Origin of the sequence: Leptolyngbya subtilissima AS-A7, assembly GCF_039962255.1 — a bacterium.
GTDB lineage: Bacteria > Cyanobacteriota > Cyanobacteriia > Phormidesmidales > Phormidesmidaceae > Nodosilinea.
Genome location: NZ_JAMPKY010000001.1, coordinates 989,767 through 1,001,697 on the forward strand (window position 1 = coordinate 989,767; position 11,931 = coordinate 1,001,697).

Annotated in this window: 8 protein-coding genes; 4 read left to right on the forward strand and 4 right to left on the reverse strand. The window is 59.3% G+C overall.

What is annotated here, in order from left to right:
- The first annotated feature begins 18 nt into the window (after window positions 1-18).
- The 3 genes from NC979_RS04460 to NC979_RS04470 are packed head-to-tail and all read left to right on the forward strand — an operon-like array spanning window position 19 to window position 6,490.
- The gene (locus NC979_RS04460; protein WP_190524261.1) at window positions 19-3,924 is read left to right on the forward strand and encodes a PAS domain-containing protein; all 3,906 of its coding nucleotides are present in this window, start codon (window positions 19-21) and stop codon (window positions 3,922-3,924) included.
- On the forward strand, window positions 3,921-4,343 hold the full coding sequence (locus tag NC979_RS04465; protein ID WP_190524265.1) for a response regulator: 423 nt from the start codon (window positions 3,921-3,923) through the stop codon (window positions 4,341-4,343). The genes NC979_RS04460 and NC979_RS04465 overlap by 4 nt, the downstream gene beginning before the upstream one ends.
- Entirely contained in the window at window positions 4,340-6,490 is a 2,151-nt protein-coding gene (locus NC979_RS04470; protein ID WP_190524268.1) for a putative bifunctional diguanylate cyclase/phosphodiesterase, read from the forward strand. Before NC979_RS04465 ends, NC979_RS04470 begins: the two co-directional genes overlap by 4 nt.
- A gap of 2 nt (window positions 6,491-6,492) precedes the next feature.
- On the opposite strand, the gene NC979_RS04475 is transcribed toward NC979_RS04470, so the two are convergent.
- The 4 genes from NC979_RS04475 to gcvT form a co-directional block, all read right to left on the reverse strand.
- On the reverse strand, window positions 6,493-6,825 hold the full coding sequence (locus NC979_RS04475; protein ID WP_073609342.1) for a hypothetical protein: 333 nt from the start codon (window positions 6,823-6,825) through the stop codon (window positions 6,493-6,495).
- A 153-nt stretch (window positions 6,826-6,978) separates the two neighbouring features.
- Entirely contained in the window at window positions 6,979-8,970 is a 1,992-nt protein-coding gene (locus NC979_RS04480; protein WP_190524270.1) for an ATP-binding protein, read from the reverse strand.
- A 114-nt stretch (window positions 8,971-9,084) separates the two neighbouring features.
- Window positions 9,085-9,477, reverse strand: coding sequence for a glycine cleavage system protein GcvH (gene gcvH / locus NC979_RS04485; protein ID WP_190524273.1), 393 nt, complete (start codon window positions 9,475-9,477; stop codon window positions 9,085-9,087).
- Window positions 9,478-9,738: 261 nt separating this feature from the next.
- A complete protein-coding gene (gcvT, locus tag NC979_RS04490; protein ID WP_190524276.1) occupies window positions 9,739-10,845 on the reverse strand; it encodes a glycine cleavage system aminomethyltransferase GcvT in 1,107 nt (368 codons plus the stop codon).
- 215 nt (window positions 10,846-11,060) lie between these two features.
- On the opposite strand from gcvT, the gene NC979_RS04495 reads away from it, so the two are divergent.
- On the forward strand, window positions 11,061-11,927 hold the full coding sequence (locus NC979_RS04495; RefSeq protein WP_190524279.1) for a GGDEF domain-containing protein: 867 nt from the start codon (window positions 11,061-11,063) through the stop codon (window positions 11,925-11,927).
- The last annotated feature ends 4 nt before the right edge of the window (window positions 11,928-11,931 follow it).

An 11,931-nucleotide genomic window follows, 5' to 3' on the forward strand; every position in this document is an offset into this window, starting at 1 on the left:
CAGTTGTGGCGTTGTGCTATGGCCCAGCCTCGGTCTCAGACCCCAATTACAGAAGAAGGCCCTTTGCACCAAGAAGCGGCACCGCGTGACCCAGTGAGCCTGCTGCTGCTGGTTGGGGACGGCGCTGAACGCACCCGGTTTAACCCGCCCGCTGCGATCGCCTCGCCCGCCTTTACCCTGATCGAGGCCGCTACGCTCACCCAAGCTTTGGACCTGTGGCTCACCGGCATGGCAGACTGGGCCGTCCTAGACTTAGTCTGGGCCGCAGGCAGCGGGCTAGCATTTTTGAGCGCCCTGGGCGAATGCCAGCAGCGTCCCCTGCCTGTGGTGGTGCTGGTTGGGCCTGGGCAGGAGCGCACTGCCTTAGAGGCAATGAAGCTCGGGGCCGCTGATTACCTCTTTGCAGAGGACTTCACTCCGGAAGATCTCTGGGCCAGGTTGAAGAAAGCTGGCCTAGGAGCGCAGCGAACGCTCGCCAATACCCCATATAAAGCTCGCCAGCACTACCAAAATCTGGTCGAAAACTCCCCCGATATTATTGAACGGTTTGATCGCAACCTGCGCCATCTCTACGTCAGCCCGGCGCTAACCAGAATTTTGGGTATGGATGCGGCCGCCTTTTTGGGCAAAACCTGTCGCGATCTCGGTTTTGACGACGCCATGGTCAACGACTGGGAAGCGGCGGCGGCTGTGGTGCTAGTTACTGGAGAGAAGCAGTCGATTGAATTCACCACCCCGACGGCCAACGGCTGGCGACACTTTGAGATGGCGATCGCCCCCGAGTGGTCTAAGCAAGGCCAGATTGAGTCGTTGCTGTGTATTTCGCGCGACATTAGCGATCGCGTGGTGGCCCAGCAGACCCAGCAGCGACTGCTCACCGAGGCCCAGACGGCCCAGCGCGAAGCCCAGTCGGCGCGAGACGGGCTAGTCCGCGTGTTTGACCGCATCAACGACGGCATTATTGCCTTTGACCGCAATTCGCGCTGCGTATACCTCAACCCCAGCGGCGAGCAAATCCTAGGGCGATCGGCGTTAAGGATCCTCGGCAACCACGTCTGGGACGAGTTCCCCGAGGCGGTGGATACCCCCATTTACGAGGTCTATCACCGCACCATTGAGCAGCAGCAGCCCGAGTTTTTGGAGTACTACTTTCCGCCCTTAGACAGCTGGTTTGAGATGCGGCTCTATCCCGACAGCAAGGGCACCACGGTCTATTTTACAGATATTAGCGATCGCAAAGCCGCCGCCGCCAGCCGCCAAAAAACCGAGCAGCTGCGCCACGAGCTAGCGCTGCTAGAACGCATCCTAGAATCAGTTTTGGCGGGCTATTGGGATATCGATTTTGTCGCCAACACCGCCTATATGAGCCCTAGCCTCAAGCGCATGTTTGGCTACGCCGACCACGAATTGTCTGACGCCATCGACACCTGGCAAACCCTGATTTTGCCCGAGGATTTGTCCCCCACCCTGGACAATTTCAATCAACATATTCAGAGCCACGGCCAGGTGCCTTACTACAATGAAGTGCGCTATCGCCACAAAGACGGTTCGATTGTTTGGGTGATCTGCGCTGGCCAGGTGATTGCCTGGGATGACGCCGGTCATCCCAGGCAGATGGTAGGCTGCCATGTTGACATCACCCAGCTAAAGCAGACCGACGCACAGCTGAGAAAAAGTCGAGTTCATCTTCAGGAAGCTCAGCGCATTGGTAATCTGGGCAGTTGGGAGTTTGAAGTGGCCACCGATCGCATCATTTGGTCAGAGCAGGTCTACCGCATTTTTGGCCTAGAAGTAGGGACCAGCCTCCTCAGTTTTGAGGCGTTGCAAAGCTGCTTCCATCCAGACGATCAAAACCGCCACCGTCAGACCGTAGAGGCGACCCTGACGACCCACCAGCCATACGACGACGAATTTCGCATTGTGCGCGCCGATGGCAGCGAGGGCTATATCCACGCCAAGGGCGAAGCCCTGGTTGATAGCGCTGGCCAGCTCACCCACCTAACCGGCACCGTGCAAGACATTAGCGAACGCAAGCAGCACAACGCTGAGAGGCAAAACCTGTCGCTGCGCCTTTCCCTGGCCCTCGAATCAGCCCGTATTGGCATTTGGGAAAGGGTTTTAGGCACCGATGAGGTGATCTGGGATCAGTGCCTGATTGACCTGTACGGCTTTGCTCGGTTGGGGCATCAGGCCACCTACCAAGACTGGCGAGTCCAGGTCTATGCCGACGACCTTGCGTGGGTTGAAGCCGCTGCCCAGGCTCTCATTGACAACAATAGCCCCTACGACGTGGAGTTTCGAGTCTGGCGGGGTGATGGCAGTCTAGGCTGGATTCACTCTAGCGCTCTGGTACAGCGAGACGCCCATGGCCAGCCCGTAAGCATTATCGGCATTAACTACGACATTACCGACCAAAGACAGGCCACCGTTGAGCTTGAGGACCTCTCAGCCCGGTTAACGCTAGCCTTAGAATCGGGGAGCTTTGGCTGTTGGGACTGGAATGTCGTCACCAATGACATCAACTGGGATCAGCGCCTGATCGAGCTATATGACTTTGATGAGGAACGGCCTACTACATACCAAGACTGGCGCAATCGGGTTCACAGCGACGATCTGCAGTTAGCAGAAGCGGCCCTCCAGACTGCCCTCGAAACCGGTGCCCCTTATGACGGTGAGTTTCGCATCTGTCGCAGGGACGGCGAACTGCGTTGGATTAAGGCCACCGCATTGGTCTATCGCACCCCCGAGGGGCAGCCCCTCAGCATGGTAGGTATCAACTACGACATTACTGAGAAGAAGCGGGCAGAGACCCAACTGCAAGAGCTGTCCCTACGGCTGTCCTTGGCCCTAGAGTCGAGCAAATTGGGCAGCTGGGAGCTGGATCTGATGACTGAACAGGTCAACTGGGATCAGCGCATGTATGCCATGTATAGCCTTACCCCTAGAGAGTCAGGGCTGACTCTTCAAGATTGGCGTCACCGCATTTATAGCGAAGATAGGAATTGGATGGATGTCGAATTTGCCCGTATTCTTGAGGGCGATTCCCCGCCCACCCTTGAGTTTCGCATTGACCGGGGCAACGGCGAACTCCGCTGGATCAGAGCCACTGCCGTAGCCCAGTACGACTCCAACGGTCGACCCGTACGCATGATTGGGACCAACGCTGACATTACCGAGGCCAAGCAGGCTGAGCAGCATCTGCTGCGCACTACCGCCCAGCTCGAAGCCTCGAACCACGAGCTCGAGGCCTTTGCCTACTCGGTCTCCCACGACCTGCGCGCTCCGCTGCGGGCGATTGACGGGTTTAGCCGCGCCCTAGTCGAAGACTACGGCGACCAGTTTGGGGAAGAGGGGCAAGATTATTTCAGCCGCATTCGTCACAACGTCGGCCGCATGGGGCAGCTGATTGACGATCTGCTACGGCTGTCGCGGGTGTCGCGCCAGGCCATGACCTACGTGTCCATTAACCTCAGCGCCCTGGTGCAGGAGCAGATCGATGAACTGCAGAGGGTGGATGCCGATCGCACGGCCACCGTCACCATTGCCCCCGCCCTCACCGTAACCGCCGACCCAACGCTGATGCGGGTGGCGATCGCCAACCTGGTGCAAAACGCTTGGAAATTTACGGCCCAGCAGCCCAGCGCCTGCATTGAGTTTGGGCTTGAAAGGCAGCAGGGTGAGCCCGTCTACTACCTGCGCGACAACGGCGCTGGGTTTGACATGGCCTACGCTGACAAGCTGTTTGGGGTGTTTCAGCGTCTGCACAACACCGACGAGTTTCCCGGCACCGGCATTGGCCTGGCGACGGTGCAGCGAGCGCTGCACCGTCAGGGGGGGCGGGTCTGGGCCGTCGCCGCCGTCGAGCAGGGGGCCACCTTCTACTTCACCTTGCCTCAGGCCCCAGGGGTCGAGGTGCAGCCATGACGGCGCTGCGCCCCATTCTGCTAGTCGAAGACAACCCCGACGATGAGCGTCTGACCCTGCGCGCCCTGCGCCGGAGCAACCTGAGCAACACTATCGTGGTTGCCCGCAACGGCGAAGAGGCCCTGCGGCAGGTGTTTACCTCAACCCCACTACCCTGCGTGGTGCTGCTCGACCTCAAACTGCCCAAGATCGATGGGCTAGAGGTGCTGCAACAGATTCGGGCCAGCGATCGCACCCGACTGCTGCCGGTCGTCATCCTTACCTCGTCCAGCGAAGACCGGGATATCATTGAAAGCTACAGCCTGGGAGCGAACAGCTACGTTCGCAAGCCCGTCAACATTGACGAGTTTACCGAAGCCGTGCGCCAGCTCGGCCTCTATTGGGCATTGATAAGTGAGCTGCCTCCCACTCTGCCATGACTGCTGAACCCCTAAGGGCGCTAATTGTAGAAGATTCTGACGACGATCTGCTGCTGCTGCTGCGCGAGCTACGGCGGGCGGGGTTCGCTCCTAGCTGGGTGCAGGTGCAAACGGCAGACGACTTTCGCGCTGCCTTGGAGGCTGAGGATTGGGATGTGGTGCTGTCTGACTATCAGCTGCCCCAGTTCAACGCCCCCGCCGCCCTGGAGATACTGCAGCAAAGCCCCTGCGATCTGCCGTTTATCGTGATCTCGGGCACCGTGGGGGAGGCCACCGCCGTCACCATGATGCGGGCCGGAGCCCACGACTACGTGATGAAAGACAATCTTTCTCGCCTGGCCGAGGCAGTGCGGCGCGAGGTGCGCGAGGCCCACAGCCGCCGCGACCGCCGGGCGGCGATGAGCGAGCTCGATCGCACCCGCGAGCTGCTGCACCTAGCCATTGAGGGCTCTGGCATTGGCATCTGGGATTGGCAGGTGCAAACCGGGGAAGTCTGGACCAGCGATCGCTGTGCGGCGCTCATGGGCTATAGCACCGCCGACCTCGGCCCCGCCCGCATCGACACCTGGCAGCGGTTTGTCCACCCTGACGACTGGGGCCACAAAAAGGTCGCTCTGCAGCGCCACTTTGAGGGCGACACCCCCGCCTACAACTGCGAGTTTCGGCTGCGCCACCGCCAGGGCCACTGGGTGTGGGTGCTCGACCGAGGCAAAGTCGTCGAGTGGGATGACGCCCGCCGCCCCCTGCGCATGAGCGGCACGTATACCGATATCACCGAGCGGCGGCTGGCCGAGGCTGAGCACCGCCGCGTGGCCGATCAGATGCTGTTCAACAGCCTCCACGATGCCCTCACCCAGCTGCCCAACCGCAACTTTTTGATGCAGCGGCTTGAACTGGCCATTCAGCGCTGCCAGCGCGGTAGCCAGCGCCAGTTTGCGGTCTTGTTTCTCGATTTAGACCACTTCAAAGTGATCAACGACAGCCTCGGCCACTTGACGGGAGATGAGGTGCTAGTGCTGGTGGCCCAGAAGCTGCGATCGCTGATTCGCACCAGTGATCTAGCCGCTCGTCTCGGGGGTGACGAGTTTGTGCTGCTGCTCGAAGACATCGACACCCTGCACGAGCCCGTGCGCATTGCCGAACGGCTGCTGCAAGAGCTGCAAGTGCCCCTAACTGTAGGCGGGCACAACGTCTTTCTCAACGCCAGCATCGGCATTGTGATGGGTGTGGGCGATTACCACAGCCCCTCCGACTCCCTGCGCGACGCCGATATTGCCATGTATCGGGCCAAGGCTCAGGGGCGAGGCCGTTACGTGGTGTTTAACGAGTCAATGCACCTGCAAGCCCTACAGCGGCTTCAGCTCGAGCAGGAGCTGCGCGACGCCATTGATCGCGATCAGCTGGTGCTTTACTACCAACCCATTTTTCAGCTCAAGACCAAGGAGATCTCAGGGTTTGAGGCTCTGGTGCGGTGGCAGCACCCCACCCGCGGCTTCATTTCCCCCGATAGTTTTATCCCCATCGCTGAAGAGACTGGGCTGATTGTCCCCCTCGATCGCTGGGTCTTGACCCAAGCTACCCAGCAGCTAGCAATCTGGCACCAGCGCTACCCCCACCGAGCCGATCTGACGGTGAGCGTCAATTTTTCGGTCAAAGACCTACTGCGCGCCGATCTGCTTAGTGATCTCACCCGCATCTTAGGGCAAACCGGACTTCAAGGCCACCACCTCAACCTCGAAATTACCGAAAGCACCCTGATCGAAGACATACAGGCCATGGTAACGATTTTGCAGCAGCTCAAACACCACGGCTTTACCGTCACCATCGACGACTTTGGCACCGGCTATTCGTCCCTCAGCTACCTGCACCAGCTCCCCGTCGACGCTCTCAAGATCGATCGCTCCTTTGTCATGGCCATGGAGGCCAACCGCCGTAACTCTGACATTGTGGAGACCATTATTACGCTGAGCAATCGCCTGGGAATGGCCGCGATCGCCGAAGGGGTCGAAACCGAGGCCCAGCTTTGCCACCTGCAACACCTGAGCTGCGAGCTAGGCCAGGGTTACTGGTTTGCCAAACCCCTGCCCGCAGAAGAGGCCGAAACCCTGCTGCTGTCAACCCCCGCTAGCACTGCGGCTATACTCTAGCCCTACTCTGGAAAGAAAAAGTCGGTGGGCTCTTCGTCCTCTTCGGCGGCAATATAGCTGCGGTAATACTCCTCTAGCTCTGCTGCCCCAATGGAGCGTTCGGAGGGGTTCTCAAAAAATGTTTTCACCTTCAGGTAGCGCCGCAACCCCTCGGCCCCAGCATCGTGCTGGGTAGCCGCTTTAAAGTCGTCGGGGAAGGTGTCGCTAATCTGCAGCCACGCCTCTTCTAAAACATCCTCCACGTCTTCGTTGGGGGCGCTCTCAATTAATGCCTCTAGCCCATCGAGAATGTCAATCAGCTTGAGAATCTCTGGAATTTTCTCCGAATCAGACATTGAGCCGTGCATGGATAGCGCTAAACAACCGCGAATGCTTAGGAAAATCTTAGTGGAGTATGGACCCGATTGATCGACCCTAGGCGGGAGAATCTATCTGCTAGCAGACAGATTCTCCCGCCTAGGGTACTGCCATAGTCCAAAAAAATCACCCTAAGGCATAGTTATGCCGCCTTGGGGCTCTAGGGCGGCGCGCCACTCGCGCAGGCGCAGCTGGGCTTGGGCATAGGCTTCAGTTTGGGCGGGCACGGCTTCGGCCAAGGTAATTGCCCGGCTGGGGTTGGTCATGGCTTCGGTTTCAGCCAGGCGCAAAATGTCCCAACTCCAGCGGGTGAGGGCCTGGGTGGCCTCGGTCCGTTGGGAGCTGCTCTCGGGCACCTGCTGAGCTAGCCGTATCGCATCCACTAGGGCACCTACGGTACCCGACTGAGCCACCTGGTAGGCCTGCTGCAATAGCTGTTGTCCCTGGAGCTGACCTCGCCAGGTTTGAATGTTGGCCTGGGCATCGCTGTGCAGAGCGCGGCCTGAGCCAATGCGCGAGGCTACCGCCACGGCTTCAGCTAATCGACCCTGGGCGGCAAGCTGACGAGCCTGACCCAGCAGAGGACCGTCTTCGGCCCGCTGGAGGTCGGCCCGCCACTGGCCAATCTCTCCCTGGGCTTCGTCGTAGAGGGCGCGGCCAGAGCCAATCTGGCGGGCAGTGGCGATCGCCCCAGCCAGATCCCCGACCTGGGCCTGCTGCTGCGCCTGGCTGAGAATAGGCCGATCTTCGCTGGTTTCGATCTGACTCCGCCAGCGGCTAATTTGATCCTCAGCGTCATCCCAGGCGGGGTTGGCGCTGGACACTTTTTGGGCCTCAATGATGGCGGCCTGGAGGTCGGCGATGGTGCCGGGGGTCGCCACCTGTCGGGCCCACTCTAGCTGCGATCGCCCCTCCACTTCCTCCTGCCAGCGGCGCATCAGGCCTTGGGCCTTATTGTAGAGGGGGCGATCGGCCCCAATACTTTGGAGCCGCACAATGGCTCCCTCCAGTCCGCTAATGCCGCCCTGCCACGACAGCTGGGTGGCGTCGATCAGAGTGCGCATGTCAGCAATCTCGGCTCCCATGTTCAGCGCCGCTGGAATTGCCTCTAGCATTTGCCCTGCTGCCTCGGCGTCGCGCCGCTCTAAGGCAGATTCAGCCATATCCAGCAGGTCGCGCCCAAACTGGCGAATTACCGTCTGCGCTTCAGCGTAGACCGGGCTCTTGCTATCGATGCCCTGGGCGATCTTCAAGGCCTCCTGCATGGCTTTGAGCGTGCCCTGACGGGCTAGCTCTTTGGCCTTGCCCAGTGTGTTGAGGTCTTCGCGGGCGGCGGTAATTTTAGCGGTCAGCTCGTCGTATTTGGTGGTTTGCCAGTGGGTGTTGTCTACGTCTAGTAGCTGAATGGCTTTGGCAAAGGCATCCTGAAAGGCCAACGCCTTGAGGTCAGCCTCGGCAGCCTGGTAGATGGTTTCAGCCTCTTTCCAGATCTGGTTCCAGTCGCTGACCTGCTGGCTGACGAGCTGGGCGGCAGCGGTGTGGTTGGGAATGCGCTGGGCGATCGCGATCGCCTCAGCCAAATCGCCTGCCTGAAACGTGTTCTCGGCCAGCGCCAAAATCTTTTCAGACCAGTCTTCAATGCGCAGGTCGATCTCGCCTCGCAGCGGGTGATCGGAAGGTAGGGATTCCAGTAGGGCGATCGCCTCTAAATAGCCCTCTACCGTAGCCTGCTCGGCGTAGGCTTCGGCACACTGCAATCGGGTTGTTGCCGACGCGGTCGGCCAAAAAATCGCCCGACAGTTGGGCAAGTTAGGAATCCGAAATAGGCTGATGGCCGACATCGCCCCCACCCCAGACACCAGCACCAGAACCCCTACCGACCAGACTGGCCAAGTTTTTGCCAGCCGCTGCACCAAGGCACGACGCGGCCGCGGCTGCACAGGAGCCGCAGGAGCCGCCACAGCACTGTGATCGGTCCGCTGCCGCAGTTCGGCCAGGGGATCATAGCGAGGCGACCCTGGCTCGCGAACGGGGAGCCCCGGGGGCAGCGGCACAGGTCGAGAAGACCCATGGGTTGGCCCTGGATAAATTGGTCGCTCAGAGGTGTCTTGGTCCGAAGCCATGCCCGCTTCCTGAGAGTGGCTCGCTGCTAGCCAATGGAAGGATTAAACCCGCCCAGCTAGAGGCGCAGTGAAAGTCAGCCCTAGTATAGCCATGTCTTGAATAAACGCAATGCCCTAGCCGCCCACTTGGTCTTTGTACTCGTCGGCGGTGAGGGCGTCATCGAGATCGTCGAGGTCGGTGGCTCTGATTTTAACCAACCAGCCGTCGCCGTAGGGGTCATCGCCAATCTGCTCGGGCGCTTCAACCAGCGCCTCGTTGCGCTCTAGCACCTCGCCAGAAACCGGCGATTTCAGCTCTTCTACCGCCTTGACCGACTCCACCGTGCCAAACTTTTCGCCTTTTTCGACGCTGTCACCGATCTCAGGCAGTTCTAAGAAGACAATGTCACCCATTTGGTCGATCGCAAAGGCGGTAATTCCCACGGTAACAATGCCCTCGTCATCATCGGCGCGGGCATATTCGTGACTGTCGAGATATTTTAGGGTTTCGGGATATTCAAATGCCATGGCGTAACCTCATATCGCCCCAGGAAGAGTAGTTTGTAGCGCAGCTACCGTGCAGAGTTGATAGATCCAGTGTCAGTGTGCCACGAGTCAGCAGTTTTGGAGCAGGGAATGGGGAGATGAGTGGATGGATGGATGGGTAGGGAGTGGGGGGTGAAGGGGGAGGGAGGGGAGATGGGAAGAGAGTTCTGAAATCATTCAAACCTCAACGTTCAACATTCAAAACTTTCCTTCTTCACCTCCCCCACACCCTCACATTCTTTCTTACTTCGCCCGATAAAAAGGCCGCTTCACCACCGTCGCCGCCTGGGGTTCACCGCGCACTTCGACCTCAAGAGCCTGCCCCACTTTAGCCAGGGGAGCGGCGACGTAGGCTAGGGCAATGGGGATATTTAGCGTAGGGGCGAGGGTGCCGCTGGTGACGGTGCCGATGCGATCGCCCTGGTAAATCACCGGGTAATCGTGGCGGGCGATGTGGCGGCCTGCCATGGCTAAGCCTACCAGGCGGCGGCTGACGCCCTTGGCTCGCTGCTGCTCAAGCACCGAGCGCCCGATAAAATCCCCCTTTTCGTCTAGGTGCACCAGCCAACCTAAGCCCGCCTCCAGTGGACTGGTAGTGTCATCAATGTCTTGGCCGTAGAGGGCCATGGCGGCCTCCAATCGCAGGGTATCGCGCGCCCCGAGGCCGCAGGGGACAGCACCGGCCTCGATCAGGGTCTGCCATAGGGCCAGGGCCGTGGCGGGGTCAGTCATGATTTCAAAGCCGTCTTCACCGGTATAGCCGGTGCGGGCAACCCAGGCTGGCTGTCCCAATAGGGCCGTGTCTTGGTGGGCGAAGCGGCCCAGAGCATTCAAGTCGAGGGCTGTGTGTGGCTGGAGCAGGGCAGCGGCGGCAGGCCCCTGGATAGAGATTAGGGCGCGATCGCGCGATTCATCCACCAAATTTATCCCCGTACCAGCCAGATGCTCCAGCAGCCAGGCTTTGTCTTTGTCGGTGGTGGCCGCGTTGACAATTAGCGCTACAGTCTCCGAACTCGTTTCTGAGCTAGCGGGTGGCGACTTGAGGTAGACGATCAGATCGTCGACAATGCCGCCCTTGGGGTTGAGCAGCACTGTGTACTGCGCCTGGCCCTGGGTGAGTCGCCCTAAGTTGGAGGGCACTAAGGTTTGCAGAGCAGCAATTACTCCCACCCCCCGTAGCTCAAACTTGCCCATGTGAGAGATGTCGAATAGCCCAGCGCGCTGCCGCACCGCCTGGTGCTCTTGCTTGATGCCGCCAAACTGCACGGGCATTGACCACCCAGCAAACTCAGTCATGCGCGCCTTTTGAGCGACGCAGGCAGAATAGAGAGGCGTTTGCAATAGTGTCATGGGGGGAATTCTAGGGCCATCCAGTAGTGTACTGAGAAAACCTCTGACTGATTAGGGCTTTATACCCTTGCCGCCCCAGAGTCTTTTGGTAAAGGTATGAAGGTCTGTGGTTACACAATGTTGCCATGTCGTTTTGTGCAGTGGTGGCATGGCATTAGCGGTAAGCCCAACTACCTACCGCAGGTGTAACGCGTGTTCCCTTAATTGTGTTTCCCATGATTGCTCTTATGCCCCACGGGTCCTGTTTCCTGTGGGATCTTCAGCTGACGTCTCTGCATGTGGTTAGCGATTTAGCAGTAGCAATAGCCTACTTTTCGATTCCGCTGCTGCTGCTGTTGAATCGGCAGCATATCGACACCCAGATTCGGCCGGTGCTGCTGCTCTTTGCGGCCTTTATTTTTAGCTGCGGCATTGGCCACTGCCTACGCGTGTGGAACATCTGGCACACCAACTACTGGCTTGAAGGTGCTTGGACCTGGCTCACCGCCATGGTCAGCCTCTACACCGCTTGGGAACTCAAGGGGTTGGTGCCGCAGCTGCTCAACACCCACAAGGACCTGGTCACCATTCGGGCGCTAGTAGAGCAAGACCCCCTCACTGGTATTGCCAATCGTCGGGGGCTAGAGGCCGCCCTAACGGCTCTGGTCTATCAACCTGGAGCAATGGGGCATACCCTCATGTTGCTCGACCTCGACGGGTTCAAAGACATCAATGACACCTACGGCCACAGCACCGGCGACCAGCTGCTTCAGGCCGTTGGGCAGGTGCTCAGTCGCCAGATTCGCACCACTGACCTGGCCGCCCGCATTGGCGGTGATGAGTTTGCTCTGCTCATGGTGGGCTGCCTGCCCGAAGAAGCCTTGGATAAGGCCGAGGTCATTCGGCAAGAGATTTTGCAAATCACTATGCCCCAGCTCCAGCCTCCCAGCCGTTGCCCACTGGTCTCGGTCAGCATTGGCATCAGTGGCTTTACCTCTGACCAAGGCGTCACCCAAAGCTATCAACTGGCCGACGCGGCCCTCTACGCCGCTAAGTACAACGGCAAAAACCAGATTAAGGTAGCCTCTCCCGCAGCTGTATAGCTCC